The sequence below is a fragment of the Micromonospora sp. WMMD737 genome, assembly GCF_049179055.1.
In the GTDB taxonomy this organism is placed as follows: Bacteria; Actinomycetota; Actinomycetes; order Mycobacteriales; family Micromonosporaceae; genus Micromonospora; species Micromonospora reichwaldensis.
This window is the reverse complement of the sequence record NZ_JBMHMH010000001.1, coordinates 4,953,385-4,968,061: the sequence shown is the minus strand read 5'-3', so window position 1 is coordinate 4,968,061 and position 14,677 is coordinate 4,953,385. Positions and strand designations below refer to the sequence as shown.

General features: G+C 71.7%; 15 protein-coding genes. 8 read left to right on the top strand and 7 right to left on the bottom strand.

The genetic code is table 11. From position 1 onward, the window contains the following. Nucleotides 1–251: 251 nt before the first annotated feature. Complete coding sequence (gyrB, locus tag ACN27A_RS21865) at nucleotides 252–2,198, bottom strand: DNA topoisomerase (ATP-hydrolyzing) subunit B (protein WP_311409975.1); 1,947 nt, start codon at nucleotides 2,196–2,198, stop codon at nucleotides 252–254. Between the two features lie 506 nt (nucleotides 2,199–2,704). Between gyrB and ACN27A_RS21860 the strand changes: the two genes are divergently transcribed. Next, the gene (locus ACN27A_RS21860; RefSeq protein WP_421456430.1) at nucleotides 2,705–3,250 is read left to right on the top strand and encodes a hypothetical protein; all 546 of its coding nucleotides are present in this window, start codon (nucleotides 2,705–2,707) and stop codon (nucleotides 3,248–3,250) included. Here ACN27A_RS21860 and ACN27A_RS21855 read toward each other — a convergent pair. After that, nucleotides 3,235–3,711: a MarR family winged helix-turn-helix transcriptional regulator gene (locus ACN27A_RS21855; RefSeq protein WP_421456428.1), complete on the bottom strand. Its 477-nt coding sequence runs from the start codon at nucleotides 3,709–3,711 to the stop codon at nucleotides 3,235–3,237. The two genes, ACN27A_RS21860 and ACN27A_RS21855, sit on opposite strands and share 16 nt — an antisense overlap. Before the next feature lie 94 nt (nucleotides 3,712–3,805). On the opposite strand from ACN27A_RS21855, the gene ACN27A_RS21850 reads away from it, so the two are divergent. Then, nucleotides 3,806–4,033, top strand: a complete 228-nt coding sequence (locus ACN27A_RS21850; protein ID WP_132235445.1) for a hypothetical protein — start codon at nucleotides 3,806–3,808, stop codon at nucleotides 4,031–4,033. 3 nt (nucleotides 4,034–4,036) lie between these two features. Here the strand turns inward: ACN27A_RS21850 and ACN27A_RS21845 are convergent, their stop codons facing one another. The 5 genes from ACN27A_RS21845 to dnaA all read right to left on the bottom strand — a co-directional run bounded on the left by ACN27A_RS21845 (nucleotide 4,037) and on the right by dnaA (nucleotide 10,442). Beyond that, complete coding sequence (locus ACN27A_RS21845) at nucleotides 4,037–4,660, bottom strand: DUF721 domain-containing protein (protein ID WP_421456425.1); 624 nt, start codon at nucleotides 4,658–4,660, stop codon at nucleotides 4,037–4,039. Continuing rightward, entirely contained in the window at nucleotides 4,650–5,783 is a 1,134-nt protein-coding gene (recF, locus tag ACN27A_RS21840) for a DNA replication/repair protein RecF (RefSeq protein WP_421456423.1), read from the bottom strand. Before recF ends, ACN27A_RS21845 begins: the two co-directional genes overlap by 11 nt. Before the next feature lie 16 nt (nucleotides 5,784–5,799). Then, nucleotides 5,800–6,672, bottom strand: coding sequence for a phosphogluconate dehydrogenase (NAD(+)-dependent, decarboxylating) (gene gnd, locus ACN27A_RS21835; protein ID WP_132235451.1), 873 nt, complete (start codon nucleotides 6,670–6,672; stop codon nucleotides 5,800–5,802). 41 nt (nucleotides 6,673–6,713) lie between these two features. After that, nucleotides 6,714–7,847 carry a DNA polymerase III subunit beta gene (dnaN, locus tag ACN27A_RS21830; protein ID WP_421456419.1) on the bottom strand — a complete coding sequence of 378 codons (1,134 nt, stop codon included), beginning with the start codon at nucleotides 7,845–7,847 and terminating at the stop codon, nucleotides 6,714–6,716. Between the two features lie 762 nt (nucleotides 7,848–8,609). Then, nucleotides 8,610–10,442 carry a chromosomal replication initiator protein DnaA gene (gene dnaA / locus ACN27A_RS21825; protein ID WP_421456416.1) on the bottom strand — a complete coding sequence of 611 codons (1,833 nt, stop codon included), beginning with the start codon at nucleotides 10,440–10,442 and terminating at the stop codon, nucleotides 8,610–8,612. A 632-nt stretch (nucleotides 10,443–11,074) separates the two neighbouring features. Between dnaA and rpmH the strand changes: the two genes are divergently transcribed. The 6 genes from rpmH (at nucleotide 11,075) to rsmG (ending at nucleotide 14,639) form a co-directional block, all read left to right on the top strand. After that, nucleotides 11,075–11,212: a 50S ribosomal protein L34 gene (gene rpmH / locus ACN27A_RS21820; RefSeq protein WP_089002791.1), complete on the top strand. Its 138-nt coding sequence runs from the start codon at nucleotides 11,075–11,077 to the stop codon at nucleotides 11,210–11,212. A 36-nt stretch (nucleotides 11,213–11,248) separates the two neighbouring features. After that, the gene (gene rnpA / locus ACN27A_RS21815) at nucleotides 11,249–11,665 is read left to right on the top strand and encodes a ribonuclease P protein component (protein ID WP_421456412.1); all 417 of its coding nucleotides are present in this window, start codon (nucleotides 11,249–11,251) and stop codon (nucleotides 11,663–11,665) included. Nucleotides 11,666–11,709: 44 nt separating this feature from the next. Further along, nucleotides 11,710–11,949 (top strand): membrane protein insertion efficiency factor YidD, encoded by a 240-nt coding sequence (yidD, locus tag ACN27A_RS21810; protein WP_207914193.1) that lies wholly within the window; start codon nucleotides 11,710–11,712, stop codon nucleotides 11,947–11,949. Nucleotides 11,950–11,952: 3 nt separating this feature from the next. Next, entirely contained in the window at nucleotides 11,953–12,939 is a 987-nt protein-coding gene (gene yidC / locus ACN27A_RS21805; RefSeq protein WP_132235461.1) for a membrane protein insertase YidC, read from the top strand. Nucleotides 12,940–13,153: 214 nt separating this feature from the next. Next, nucleotides 13,154–13,744 carry a protein jag gene (locus tag ACN27A_RS21800; protein WP_151452753.1) on the top strand — a complete coding sequence of 197 codons (591 nt, stop codon included), beginning with the start codon at nucleotides 13,154–13,156 and terminating at the stop codon, nucleotides 13,742–13,744. 4 nt (nucleotides 13,745–13,748) lie between these two features. Next, nucleotides 13,749–14,639, top strand: a complete 891-nt coding sequence (gene rsmG / locus ACN27A_RS21795) for a 16S rRNA (guanine(527)-N(7))-methyltransferase RsmG (protein WP_421456408.1) — start codon at nucleotides 13,749–13,751, stop codon at nucleotides 14,637–14,639. Nucleotides 14,640–14,677: the final 38 nt, after the last annotated feature.

Here is a 14,677-nt window from a genome sequence, read left to right as displayed (position 1 = left end):
GGTAGGAGCGCTGCATCTCCACCTCGAGCCCGACCGGTTCGATGCGGTCGTGCGCGACGACGGCGGCGACGGTCTCCGGGAGCTCGGGCTCGTTGGGTGTGGACTCGGGGATATCGGTCACTGTTAACCCTTATCAGACTCAGAGTCGTTTTCGTGCTGTGGATAACGGCTGTGGATACCGGCCGCGCTGTGGATAACTCTGTGGACAGGCGGGTCGGCCGGTGGATGACCGGCCGGCCCGCCGGGACCCGTCAGATGTCCAGGAACCGGACGTCCTTGGCGTTGCGCTGGATGAACGAGCGGCGCGCCTCGACGTCCTCACCCATCAGCACGCTGAACAACTCGTCGGCGGTGGCCGCGTCGTCGAGCGTGACCTGACGCAGCGTACGCGTCGCCGGGTTCATCGTGGTCTCCCACAGTTCGGGGTAGTTCATCTCGCCGAGGCCCTTGAACCGCTGGATGTCGTCCGGCTTCGCGTTCGGCTTCTTCTGCTGGCGCAGCGCGATCAGCCCGTCCCGCTCGCGGTCCGAGTACGCGTACTGCGCGTCGTCGCCGCGCTTGTTCCACTTGATCTTGTAGAGCGGCGGGGCGGCCAGGTAGACGTGCCCCATCTCGACAAGCGGGCGCATGAAGCGGAAGAGCAGCGTGAGCAGCAGCGTCTGGATGTGCTGGCCGTCGACGTCGGCGTCGGCCATCAGCACCACCTTGTGGTAGCGCAGCTTCTCCATGTCGAAGTCGTCGTGGATGCCGGTGCCCAGCGCGGTGATCAGCGCCTGGACCTCGTTGTTCTTCAGCACCCGGTCGATCCGGGCCTTCTCCACGTTGAGGATCTTGCCGCGGATCGGCAGGATCGCCTGGGTCCGCGGGTCGCGGCCCTGCTTCGCCGAGCCGCCGGCCGAGTCGCCCTCGACGATGAAGACCTCGGACTCGCGCGGGTCGGTGGACTGGCAGTCGGCCAGCTTGCCCGGCATCGAGCCGGACTCCAGCAGGGACTTGCGCCGGGCCAGCTTACGTGCCTGCTGCGCGGCGATCCGGGCCCGGGCGGCCTGGGACGCCTTCTGGATGATGATCTTCGCCTCGGCCGGGTTGCGGTCGAACCAGTCGACCAGCCACTCGTTGCAGACGCGCTGCACGAAGCTCTTGACCGGGGTGTTGCCCAGCTTGGTCTTGGTCTGGCCCTCGAACTGCGGGTTGGCCAGCTTGACCGAGATGATCGCGGCCAGGCCCTCGCGGATGTCCTCGCCGGAGAGCTTCTCGTCGCCCTTGAGCAGCTTCTTGTCGGCGCCGTAGCGGTTGACGACGCTGGTCAGCGCGGCCCGGAAGCCCTCCTCGTGGGTGCCGCCCTCGTGGGTGTTGATCGTGTTGGCGAAGGTGTAGACCGACTCACCGTAGGACTCGTTCCACTGCATGGCGATCTCGACCGACATGCCCTCCTCCTCGGCCCCGAACTCGACCACGGTCTTGTGGATCGGGTTCTTCGAGGCGTTGAGGTGCCGGACGAAGTCGGCGATGCCGCCCTTGTAGCAGAAGGTGACCTCGCGCGGCTTGCCCTCCTCGCCCTCCGGGACCCGCTCGTCGAGCAGGTGGATGGTGAGGCCCCGGTTGAGGAAGGCCATCTCCTGGAGCCGCCGGTAGATGGTCTGGAAGTCGAAGTCGACCGTCTCGAACACGTCGGCGTCGGGCCAGAAGGCCACCGCGGAGCCGGTGCGGTCGGTCGACTCGCCCTTCTCCAGCGGGGTCGGCTTGGAGTTGTGGTACTGCTGCCGCCAGACGAAGCCGGACTTGTGGATCTCCACCGCCATCTTGGTGGAAAGGGCGTTCACCACGGAGACGCCGACGCCGTGCAGACCGCCGGAGACCGCGTACGCCTTGCCGTCGAACTTGCCGCCCGCGTGCAGCACGGTCAGCGCCACCTCGACACCCGGCTTCTTCAGCTTCGGGTGCAGGTCGACCGGGAAACCCCGGCCGTTGTCGGTGACCCGGACCCCGCCGTCGGCGAGCAGCACCACGTCGATGGTGTCGCAGTGGCCGGCCAGCGCCTCGTCCACCGCGTTGTCGACGACCTCCCACACCAGGTGGTGCAGACCGCGCTCACCGGTCGACCCGATGTACATACCGGGGCGCTTCCGGACCGCCTCCAGCCCCTCGAGAACGGTGATCGACCCGGCGCCGTACTCCTGCTTGTCCTGCGCTGCCACCTTCGGCCACTTTCTCGCGCCGTCCGCGCCTGGTGGCGCGTCGGGCGCGGGTTCGGCGGACAGGACGCGACGTCGACGCGCAGACCGGCACCGGGGACAATTCCGGGGTACGGGTCGAACGCGCCGGTCGCCGCGGTTGCCCGCGGATCGCGATCGGCTCGACCCGACGTGGACAATGATCGCGGGCCCCGCTCCGGGCCCGTGTCTCGTCGCTCCGCACCGGGTCTTCGTCTCAGGCTCAATCTTACTGTGCGCGGACGACAGAACCACCACTCGGCACCCCTGCGAGGCGGCTGAGACCGACGTAGCCGGCCGAACCGCGCCGCCCGCGACTCCCCCTACACGCCAGGGGGCGATCGAGGGCGGCACCGCCTGACGATCGGTGCCGGTCGGGCGGCGGAAACGCCACCGCCGCCACGCCGTCGGCCCGGCCTTGATCTTTTCGGGCCGGAACCGGACGATCGAGCCGATACGAACTATCCGTGCTCTCGAAGAGGTGACGCCCGATGGGGCTGGACAACGTCGCGGTGCAGTGGCCGCGGACCGGCCGCTTCTACGATCCGGTCGCGCCGGCCGAGTTCGTCGACTTCGGCGACATGCCCCGCATCTCCGCGCCCACCGCGGCGCTCGCCGAGCTGATCGCCAAGACCGGTACCGTGCGGGCGACCGCGTACACCGAACTGGTCGACCTCCTGCTCGGCCTGGAGGGTGTGCTCTACGCCACTGACGCGGCGGCCGAGGACGAGGATCCGGTGATCGATCCCGACGGCTGCGCCTGGGTCGCCGGCGGCATCGAGCGGTTCGTGACCGGCCACCGCCCGCACGGCGAGGACGTCACCTTCGACTCGGTGAGCCAGGTGCTGCGGTCGCTGCTCGCCGACGGGCGGTTGGCCGAGCAGCAGCTGCGCTGGCTCGACAGCCGCCTGGACGCGCTGCGCGACGAGAGCGGCGAGCCGCCGCAGTGGAACTTCACCTGCGCCGAGTTGGCCGTGCTGGCGGCCTTCTACCGGCGCTGCGCCGACCGCGGCTTCGCCGTCTACGCCGACGCCTGACCCTTCTCGGCGGCTGACCCGCGGTTGGCGGCGTCGATGACCCGGGTCAGCACGGCGTGCAGGTGGCGCAGGTCCTCGACCGGCATGCCGAGCCGTTCGACGATCGCGGGTGGGATCTGCTCGGCCCGCGCCCGCAGCGCCTGGCCGGCGGCGGTCAGCGTCACCGCGAGGCTCCGCTCGTCGGCGGGGTCGCGCTCGCGCCGGACGTAGCCGGTCGTTTCCAGCCGCTTGAGCAGGGGCGACAGCGTGCCGGGGTCGAGCTGGAGCAGGCGGCTGAGGTCGCGTACGGACAGCGGCGCGTGCTGCCAGAGAGCGAGCATCACCAGGTACTGCGGATGGGTGAGCCCCATCGGCTCCAGCAGGGGGCGGTAGACGGCGACCACGCCGCGCGCGGCGACGGAGAGCGCGAAGCACACCTGCTCTTCCAGCGCCAGGGGATCCCCGTCGGGCTGGTCGGTCACGGGCGGGCCTCCTCGTCGTCGTTGCGAGCGTACCAATGATTGGTGTACCAATGGTTTGTACGCCAATCGTTCCCGTCGCACCGGAGGCCAGGCGATGACCGAGGAGAAGCCCACCCCGAAGGCCCCGGGCGAGGGCGGCCGCCTGATGGCCTGGGCGTTCCGGCGCCTCGCCGGCCCGCCGGAGGTCCAGGGCGCGGTGCAGGGCGGCTCGAACCACGCCCGGGAGGCCTGGAAGCGGGACCTGGAGCGGCGCAAGCAGTGGAGCCGCGAGCAGCGCGAGCGCAAGCGCGCCGAGCGGGAGGCCCGGCGCGAGGGTCGCTGACCGTCAGCCGTAGGTGTCCCGCGGGCCGCGGCCACGGACCCGACGCGGGCCCTTCGACCAGGACGGCGCGGCGGGGCCGTGGATGTGCAGCTTGCGCACCACGTTGTGGCCGACCTCGCTGGCGATCTGCTTGAGCAGCGAGCCGGCCAGCAGCCGCAGCTGGGTGGCCCACGCGGTCGAGCGGGCCTCCACGGTCAGCTCGCCGTCCTCCAGCTTCACCGGCCGGCTGTGCTGGGCCACCTCCGGGCCCACCACCCGCTCCCAGGCGCCGAACACCGTCGCCTCGGCCGCCGGCTGCTGCCAGCCACGCGCCTTGACGAGCCGGTTGAGCACCGCGCCGAGCGGCTGCGGATCGCGCGGGTCCGGCCCGGGGCCGGAGTAGCCGCGCAGCCGCCGCTCCTGGCCGCCGTCGCCTCCGCCGCCACCCGAGGTACGCCGACGCGTGCGCGCCGCCTCCCGGCGGGCCTTCGCCGCGTCCAGCACCGCCCGGGCCAGCTCCGGCCCGCTCGCGCCGTCCGACGCGCCGCCGTTGCCCGCCGCGCCGCCGGAGTCGCCGGAGTCGCCGCCGGTCGTTCCGCCGCCACGGCCCGGGCCGAGCCGGGCCGGCGGAAGCTGCTCATCCGGCACGTCGCACCGTCCCCTCGCCCACGGCGTACCGGGCGCCGCGTAGGGACACCGGCACGTCCTCGTCGACCGCGCAGGTCACCAGCAGCTGGCTCGCCCCGCCGACCAGCTCCGCCAGGCGCTCCCGCCGCCCGGCGTCCAGCTCGGCGAAGACGTCGTCGAGCACCAGCACCGGCTCGATGCCGTCGGCGCGGAGCAGGTCGTAGGCGGCGAGGCGCAGCGCCAGGGCGTACGACCAGGACTCGCCGTGGCTCGCGTACCCCTTGGCGGGCAGCGGGCCCAGGGTCAGCGCCAGTTCGTCGCGGTGCGGGCCGACCAGGGTGGTGCCCCGCTCGACCTCGGCGGAGCGGGACTCGACGAGCGCGGCGGTCAGCGCCGCCGCCAAGGCCTCGCGGTCGGTGGTGGGCTCCGCCAGATCCACCGACGGCCGGTACGCGATCCCGGCGGCCCCCCGTCCCGCCGCGACGGCGTCGTACGCCTTCGTCACGTGCGGGCCCAGCGCGGCGACCAGTTCCAGCCGGCCGGCGAGCAGCTCGGCGCCGTGTCGGGCCAGGTGGGTGTCCCAGACCGCGAGGGTCGACAGGTCCCCGCCCCGCGACCCGCCCGTCTTGCGGGCCAGGTACGCGGTGCGCAGCAACGCGTTGCGCTGCTTGACCACCCGCTCGTAGTCGGCCCGCACCCCGGCGAACCGGGGCTGACGGCTGACCAGCAGGTCGTCGAGGTAACGGCGGCGCTCGGCCGGGTCGCCCCGGACGAGTTCCAGGTCCTCCGGGGCGAACAGCACGAGCCGGAGCGCGCCGAGGACGTCCCGCGCCCGGCGGGCCGGCGACCGCCCGAGCCGGGCCCGGTTGGCCTTGCCCGGAACGATCTCCAGCTCGACCAGCAGCTCGCGCCCCTCGTGCACGACCGCACAGCGGATCACCGCCGAGGAGGCGCCCATCCGGACGAGGGGGGCGTCCGTGGCGACCCGGTGCGAATCCAGGGTCGCCACGTAGCCCAGCGCCTCGACCAGGTTCGTCTTGCCGACGCCGTTGGCGCCGATCAGGACGTTGGCCCCCGGCTCCAGGTCCACGCCGACCCGCTCGTACGAGCGGAAGTCGACCAGTTCGAGCCGGCGGACGTACACAGGCTGTGGATACCGGTCAGCGCTTGCGGACGGCGTGCCCGCCGAACTGCTGGCGCAGCGCGGCGACGGCCTTCATGGCGGGCGAGTCGTCCTGGCGGGAGGCGAAGCGGGCGAAGAGCGAGGCGGTGATCACGTTCAGCGGCACGGCCAGCCGGACGGCCTCGTCGACCGTCCAGCGGCCCTCGCCCGTGTCCTCCGTGTAGCCGCTCAGCTCGGCCAGCTCCGGGTCCTCGTCGAGGGCCCGGTCCAGCAGGTCGAGCAGCCAGGAGCGGACCACGGTGCCCTCACGCCAGGACTTGAACACCCCCGGCACGTTGGTGACCAGCTCGGACTTGGCCAGCAGCTCGTAGCCCTCGGCGTAGGCGTGCATCAGGCCGTACTCGATGCCGTTGTGCACCATCTTGGCGTAGTGCCCGGCGCCGACAGGCCCGGCGTGCACGAAGCCGAACTCGCCCTCCGGCTTCAGCGACTCGAAGATCGGCATGAGCCGGTCGACGTGCTCCTGGGCGCCGCCGACCATCAGCGCGTAGCCGTTCTGCCGGCCCCAGACGCCGCCGGAGACGCCGGCGTCGAGGTAGCCGATGCCGCGCTCGTTCAGCCGCTCGGCGCGGGGCGCGTCGTCGCTGAAGCGGGAGTTGCCACCGTCGATGATGATGTCACCCTCGCCGAGGACGTCGGCGAGTTCGTCGATGGTCGCGTCGGTAACGCCGGCGGGGACCATGACCCAGATCGCGCGGGGCGACTCCAGCTTCTCCGCCAGCTCCGCCAGGGTCGCGACATCGCTCAGCTCCGCGTTGTGGTCGAAGCCGACCACCTCGTGCCCGGCGGCGCGCAACCGCTCGCGCATGTTGCCGCCCATCCGGCCGAGCCCTACCAGGCCGAGCTGCATGTGTTCCTACCTCCGTGCGTCGGGGTCTTCTCGGGGTGCGATCAGCGGGAGACGCGGATCGGCATGATGAGGTACCGGTACCCGGGGATGACCTCGCCATCCTCGCCGGCGGGCGAAATCACCGCGGGCTTGAAGGCGTCGACGAACGAGAGCACGGCGAACTGGGCCCCCAGGTTGGTCAGGCCGTCGATCAGGTACTGGGGGTTGAAGCCGATGGTCAGCGGGTCACCGGTGAAGGTGGCCTCCATGGCCTCACTGGCCCGCGCCTCCTCGGTGCCACCGGCCTCGACCACCAGGCCGTCGGTGCTGAAGCTGAGCAGCACCGGGGTGGTCCGCTCGGCCACCAGGGCGACGCGCTTGACGACCTCGATCAGGGTGCTGACGGCCACCCGCGCCTCGGCGTTGTGGCTGGCCGGGAAGAGCGAGCGCACCGGCGGGTAGTTCGCGCCGTCGAGCAGCCGGCTGGTGGTGCGCCGGGTGCCGCCGGCGAAGCCGATCATCCCCTCGCCGGCCGCGCCCTGGGAGAGCGCCATGACGACCTGGCCACCGATCGGGCCGAGGGCCTTTGCGGTGTCGTGCAGGGTCCGGGCCGGCACCAGGGCGTTGACGCTCACCTCGGGGTCGTCCGGGTTCCACTCCATCTCGCGCAGGGCCAGCCGGTAGCGGTCGGTGGCGAGCATGGCCAGCGTGCCGCCGGAGAGCTCGATGCGTACGCCGGTCATCATCGGCAGCGTCTCGTCGCGCCCGGCGGCGACGGCCACCTGGGCGACCGCGGCGGCGAAGGCGGCGGCGTCGACGGTGCCGGTGCTCTCCGGCATCTCCGGCAGGGACGGGTAGTCCTCGACCGGCATGGTGGGCAGGGTGAACCGGGCGCTGCCGCAGACCAGCTCGAGGTGCGCACCGACGGCGGCGATGTCCACCGGCTTGGCGGGCAGTGCCTTGGTGATCTCGGCCAGCAGCCGGCCGGAGACCAGGGCGGCGCCGTCGGCGTCCCCCTGCACCTCGACGGTCACCTGGCTGGAGACCTCGTAGTCGAAGCCCGAGACCTGCAGGTTGCCGTCGGTGACGCGCAGCATCACGCCGGCGAGCACCGGTACGGACGGCCGGTTGGGCAGGCTCTTCGCGGTCCAGGCCACGGCCTCGGCGAGCGCGTCGCGCTCCACTCGGAACTTCATCAATGCCTCCGCGTCGACGTCAGCGACAACTCTCTCATGCCGACCGCTGCCTGCCGACCCGCCTGTCCGTGCGGGTACCCATCGCACCTTAGGGCGCATGGGCATCGGCTGTGCGCCCGACCCCGTGGACTCCTGGTGCCGGGAGGCCGTCCACGACGGCGTTCCGGCCAATCCACAGGAAGTCCAACGGTGATGATTGGTTTTTGTTCTCTTAGAAGAGATAACTCGTCATCTTCATCGCACCTGTGCAAACTGTGGAGAACCCGCGTTTGTGCAGCTCAGACACGTTATCCACCGGTGGTTTACCTGTGGAGAACCCAGGGTAAAACTCGCGTCCCGGTCCACAGGCGGCCGGCGCCCCCAAGTTGTCCACCGTCGTCCACCGGTTATCCACCGGTTATCCACCGACTTTCTCCCCAGGCCTGTGGACAGGCGGAAGCCGCGCCGACGTCGTCATCCCCAGAACCTTCAACAGGTTTCCCACAGGCCCACCGTCGTCGGTGGACAACGACCCGGTTGTCCCCAGGCGTCCACAGGTCGTCCCCAGGGTTTGTCCACAACCTGTGGGTAACCGGAGCGTGGACGGACCGTAGTTTCCCACAGGCTGTGGACAACGAGATGTGGACAACGATCGGGGCGGTGGACGGTCACGGCTCAGATGCTGTGGCCTAGACCATGTCGAGGGTCAAGCCGGGACCGGCTGTGGAGGACGAAAAAGCGCCCGACCGATGGTCCGGTCGGGCGCGTCCGTGGGGTCGTCGCTCAGGTGTTCTGCTTGATCCGGTTGGTCAGCTCGGCGATCTGGTTGTAGAGCGACCGGCGCTCGGCCATCTGCTGACGGATCTTGCGGTCGGCGTGCATGACCGTGGTGTGGTCGCGGCCGCCGAAGGCCTGCCCGATACGGGGCAGCGACAGGTCTGTCAGCTCTCGGCACAGGTACATGGCCACCTGACGGGCGTTCACCAGCACCCGGGAGCGGGAGTGGCCGCGCAGGTCCTCCAGGCTCACCCCGAAGTAGTCGGCGGTGGAGACCATGATCTGGTCGGCGGTGATCTCCGGCCCGGCGCCGTCCGGGATGAAGTCCCGCAGCACCTCCTCGGCCAGCGCCAGCTCGACCGTCGAGCGGGTCAGGCTGGCGAACGCCGTCACCCGGATCAGCGCGCCCTCCAGCTCCCGGATCGAGTTCGACACCCGCGAGGCGATGAACTCCAGCACGTCCGGCGGGGCGTAGAGGCGCTCCTGCGCCGCCTTCTTCTGCAGGATCGCGATCCGGGTCTCCAGGTCTGGCGGCTGGATGTCGGCGAGCAGCCCCCACTCGAAGCGGGTACGCAGCCGGTCCTCCAGGGTCGCGAGCTGCTTCGGCGACCGGTCCGAGGTGATCACGATCTGCTTGTTGGCGTTGTGCAGGGTATTGAACGTGTGGAAGAACTCCTCCTGCGTACGCTCGCGGTTCTCCAGGAACTGGATGTCGTCGATCAGCAGGATGTCGACGTCGCGGTAGCGCCGCTGGAACGCACTGGTCTTGTCGTCCCGGAGCGAGTTGATGAAGTCGTTCGTGAACTCCTCGGTGGAGACGTACCGCACCGAGCGCGCGTTGCCCAGCGTCGTGGCGTAGTGCCCGATGGCGTGCAGCAGGTGCGTCTTGCCCAGCCCCGAGCTGCCGTAGATGAACAGCGGGTTGTACGCCTTCGCCGGCGACTCGGCGACCGCGACGCTCGCCGCGTGGGCGAAGCGGTTGGACGAGCCGATGACGAACGTCTCGAACATGTACTTCGGGTTGAGCCGGTTGCCCCCGCCGTCGACGCCGGGCATGCGGCGGTCGTCACGGCCGCCGGGCCGGTGATCCGCGCCACTCCGCCCAGGGCCGTTGTCCGTGCCGGTGTCGCGGGGCAGGGCCCGGATCACGTGCTGGTCCCGGGGGGAGACGGCGTCCTCGCGGTAGCGCGGCTCGTACCCCCGGGTGTCGGCGGCCGGCGGGTCCAGGCGGGCGGCCTGCTCGTCGTAGCCCCGACGCTCGGACGGGTGCCGCGGCGGCCCCGACCGGTCGGGGCGCGGCGGCTCGGCGAAGGCGGTGCTGAACAGGGCCTCCTGCCCGTCCCGGTCGTCCGGCCGGTGCCCGTCGTCGCCCGGCGACGACGCGTCGGGCCGGCGCCGGGGGTGCGCCTGCTCCGGGATGAGCGGCGACTGCCCGGCGTCGTGGTCCCCGCCGTCGCGCTGCCCGGGCAAGCCGTCGTAGCCGGCGTCGGAGTAGCCGGGCGGCCCGCCGTCGTGGTCGGCCGGCCCCGGCTCCGGAACGCTGCGGTAGACGGTCCCCGCCGGGCGGCCGGAACCGTCCTCGGGCAGGCGCACGGTCACCGCGACCTGGATCGGCCGGCCCAGCCGGCGGGTGAGCGCCTCCGTGATCGCCGGGCGCAGGCGGGACTCGATCACGTCCCGGGTGAAGGCGTCCGGGACGGAGAGCAGTGCGGTGTCCTCGACGATGGCCCGCAGCCGGGTCAGCCGCAGGTACGCCCGCTGCTGCGCGGAGATGATCTCGTCGGCGAGCTCGTCGGTCGTTGCTGTCCACACCGCGGCAAGGTCGGTCGTACCGGTCACCGTCGTGCCACCCCCTCGCCTCTGCTCCGCCGACGCCGCCGTCTTCTCCGGTCGGCCGTCCCGGGCCCGCCGCGTACGCGCGGGTGGAACGACACCCACCGGACGGCCGACCGGTCCTCGTCCACAAGTTATCCACAGCCTGTGTACGCACCGATTGTGGCCGCCCGCCGGACGCGGGTCGGACCTGCCCCCTGCCTGAACGGGCGCTGAAGCGGGTTCACCGTGCCGAACGATTCACTACCTTGTCCGGTCTTGCCCGCCGGCGACGACCGGACCTTTCGACGCTGACCGCAATCGGGCACGGTAACAGCGTTGTCGGCGCGCCATCAACCGCCGACGCGCGGCGACCCTCGCCGACATCAGCGAAAACCGCCGCTCCGGCCGCCGGGAGGGTCCGTGTCCGCCCTGCTGAGGGTGTTTGACGGTGGTTGCCGCCCTGCGTAGGCTGGAACGGCTGCTCTCTCGCCCTCTGCTAGGGTGTTAGGTGCTTGCTGTCCGCGGTCGCTTCCCCGCATCGCCGAGGTCCCGCGCCGCCGGGCAGCACCGATCGGGGGCCACCGCCGAGGTGGCCTGGACCACCACACGATCCCGGCGACCCCTCGCCCGGGGCGTACGAAAACGGAGAGCCTGACGTGAGCAAGCGCACCTACCAGCCGAACAACCGCCGGCGCGCGAAGACCCACGGCTTCCGGCTGCGCATGCGCACCCGTGCCGGCCGCGCCATCCTTTCGACCCGTCGCTCCAAGGGCCGCGCCCGCCTGTCGGCCTGAGGCCGACCGGGGCAGGTCCGGGGGACGTGGGCAGTCGTGCTGGCGGCCGCACAGCGACTGCGGCGCAGCACTGACTTCGCCGCAGCGGTCCGCGGTGGTCGACGTGCCGGCCGTGGCGCGGTCGTCGTCCATCTGAGCCTGCCGACAACCCCCGACGCCGCGACAGCAACCTCGCCGGAGCCGGCGCGGAGCAGCGGTGCGGAGCAACCCTCCGCGCCGGCCCGCGCCGGCTTCGTCGTGTCCAAGGCCGTCGGGAACGCCGTGGTCCGCAACCGGGTCCGGCGTCGCCTGCGGCACCTGGTCCGCGAGCGGCTGGCGGCTCTGCCCGCGGGAAGCACCCTGGTCGTACGCGCGCAGCCCGCCGCGGCCGACACCTCGTACCCGCGACTCGGCGCCGACCTGGACGCGGCGATCGTCGCCGCGAAGGCGCCCCGCGGGCGGCGGTCCCGGTGACCAGCGGACCGGCCGGGCCCCGGCCGACGACGATCGGTGCCCGGGTGCTGAGCGGGCCCGTCATCGCGTACCGTCGGTGGATAAGTCCGGCTCTGCCGGCCCGCTGTCGGTTCTACCCGTCGTGCAGTGCCTACGCCCTGGAGGCGGTGGCGGTGCACGGCGCGATCCGGGGAGCTGGCCTGACGGCCCGGCGGCTGTTGCGCTGCCACCCCTTTCACCCAGGTGGACACGACCCGGTGCCGAAGCCGGGCGGCCGCCGCCGCGCCGATGTGACTGGAGCCTGAGAATTGAGTCTCGACTGGATCTACTACGCGATTTCGTGGATCCTGCTGGTCTGGCACGGGGCCTGGGACTTCGTCGGGGTGCCGGATCCGGCGGTGATCGGCACCAACTGGGCCTGGATCCTCGCCATCATCTTCCTGGTGGTCACCGTCCGGGTGATCCTCTTCCCCGTCTTCGTCAAGCAGATCAAGTCGCAGCGGGCGATGCAGGCGCTCCAGCCACAGGTGAAGGCCCTGCAGGAGAAGCACAAGGGTGACCGGGAGACGCTCCAGAAAGAGATGATGGAACTCTACCGGAAGGAAAAGGCCAACCCGCTCATGGGCTGCCTTCCGATGTTCCTCCAGATTCCCGTCTTCCTGGGCCTCTTCCACGTGCTCCGTCGGCTCAACCCGGACAAGAGCGAGGCCGGTAAGACCCTCTACGGCTGGACGATCAGCCAGTTCGAGAGCGCCTCGTCCGCGAAGCTCTTCACCGCCCCGATCGCCGGCAAGTTCGGCTCCACCGCCGAGGAGTTGACGCGGCTCGGCGCCAACGGCACCACCGTGAAGATCATCGCCGGAATCCTCGTCCTGGTGATGATGGGCACCACCTACCTCACCAGCCGCCAGATGATCCTGAAGACCGGCTGGGCCGAGGACCCGCAGCAGCGGATGATCCAGAAGCTGATGCTCTACGGCATCCCGCTGTCGCTGCTCATCTCCGGTGCCATCTTCCCCATCGGTGTGATCATCTACTGGGTCACCAACAACCTCTTCACCCTGGCGCAGCAGCAGTGGGTGCTGCGGAAGTTCCCGCCGCCGCCCACCGCCACCAGCAAGCCGGGCGCCTCGTCCCGCAACCCGGTGCAGCCGGCGAAGACGGGCGGCCTGCTGGGCCGCACCAAGTCGGCCCCCCCGGCCCCGGCCAAGCCGGTCGCGCCGAAGGTCGCCGGCCCCAAGCCGGGCGCCAAGCCGGTCAACCCGAAGAAGGGCCCCGCCAAGCGGCAGGGCTGAGAACGTCCGGGCCGCCGTCGGGAGACCGGCGGCGGCCCGTTCCGCACCGCGCAGCCGCCGTACGGCCGGCGCCGGGCGGAACCGCCGCGCGCGGCGCGGCCACGGGCGAGACTGCCCGTACGACAGACGTGCCCGTGGGCACCGGCGACCTCCCGCCGGCCCCGGGAAACCAGCGGACCCGACGGTCCGGCCGAGCGACTACGGAGATGAGACCGTGACCGACACCAGCACCCCCCGCGCCGACGAGTCCCTGGACGAGGAGGGGACCGAGCCGACCGCGGTGAACGGCGAGACCGAGGAGACCGACGAGGAGTCGGGTACCCGGGAGAAGAAGGCCGTCGGCGAGAGCGAGCTGTTCCGGCAGAGCGAGATCGCGGCCGACTACGTCGAGGGCCTGCTCGACATCCTCGACTACGACGGCGACATCGACGAGCTGGTCTCCGCCGGTCGTCCCGTCGTCGAGGTGGTCGGCGGCCGGCTGCAGAACCTCGTCGGCCAGCGCGGCGCCACCCTTGAGGCGCTCCAGGAGCTCGCCCGGCTGGCCGTCTTCCGGCAGACCGGCACCCCGAGCCGGCTGCTGCTCGACGTCGGCGGCTACCGGGCGACCCGCCGCAAGGAACTCGCCGCCGTCGCCAAGAACGCCGTGGAGAAGGTCAAGGAGCACGGCGAGCCCGTGCGCCTGGAGCCGATGTCCGCGTTCGAGCGCAAGTGCGTGCACGACGTGGTCAACGCGATGAGCGGCGTGGAGAGCGAGTCCGAGGGCGTCGAGCCGAACCGGCGCATCATCGTCCGGCCGGCGGACTGACCGGGTGACCCACGACGACACCACGGCCGGTGCCGTGGACGGCCCGGGTGGCACGCCGCCCGGGCCGTCGCCTGTCCGGCCCGAGCCGACCGTGACCCCCGACGCTGCGCCGTCGACCGACGGCCCCGAGGGCGCCCCGTCCTCGGCCGTGGCTGCGGAGGGCGCTTCTCCGGCCGTGGCAGTGCTGCCGCCGGAGTTGGCCGGTGCGGCACGCACCCTCTTCGGCGACCGCCTCGACCTGGCCGCCGCGTACGCCGAACTGCTCGCCACCGACGGCGTGGTCCGCGGCCTGATCGGCCCGCGCGAGGCGCCCCGGATCTGGGATCGCCACCTGCTCAACTGCGCGGCGGTCGCCGAGCGCATCCCGGAAGGCGCGACGGTGCTCGACGTCGGCTCCGGGGCCGGGCTGCCCGGCCTGGTGCTGGCCATCGCGCGACCCGACCTGACGGTGACTCTGATCGAACCGCTCTCCCGGCGCACCTCCTTCCTCATCGAGGCGGTGCAGCACCTCGGGCTGGCCAAGATGGTCCGGGTGTTCCGGGGGCGAGCCGACGAGGCGGCAAGCGGGTCGACGGGCATCGGTCCGCTGAGCGGGGACGTGGTCACCGCGCGCGCCGTCGCACCCCTCGACCGGCTCTCGACGTGGTGCCTGCCGCTGGCCGTGCGCGGCGGTCGGCTGATCGCCCTCAAGGGGGCGTCCGCCGCGGAGGAGATCGCCGAGCACGCGCAGACCGTGGCCCGACTCGGTGGCGGTGAGCCCGAGGTGCACCGCTGCGGCGAGGGAGTGATCGATCCGCCGACGACGGTGGTGGAGATCGTGCGGGAGCGGATGATCGGACCGGCCCGGCCCAAGGCCGCGAAGAGCGCGCGCGGCGGCCGCTCCCGGCGGCGATGAGTCCCTCCCGGACACCCGCGCGGGATGTCCGCCCACCG

Excerpts from the sequence above, each read along its gene's own strand:
- gnd (WP_132235451.1), bottom strand. The coding sequence starts at position 6,672 with ATGCAGCTCGGCCTGGTAGGGCTCGGCCGGATGGGCGGCAACATGCGC.
- ACN27A_RS21860 (WP_421456430.1), top strand. The coding sequence starts at position 2,705 with ATGGGGCTGGACAACGTCGCGGTGCAGTGGCCGCGGACCGGCCGCTTC.
- dnaN (WP_421456419.1), bottom strand. The coding sequence starts at position 7,847 with ATGAAGTTCCGAGTGGAGCGCGACGCGCTCGCCGAGGCCGTGGCCTGG.
- ACN27A_RS21850 (WP_132235445.1), top strand. The coding sequence starts at position 3,806 with ATGACCGAGGAGAAGCCCACCCCGAAGGCCCCGGGCGAGGGCGGCCGC.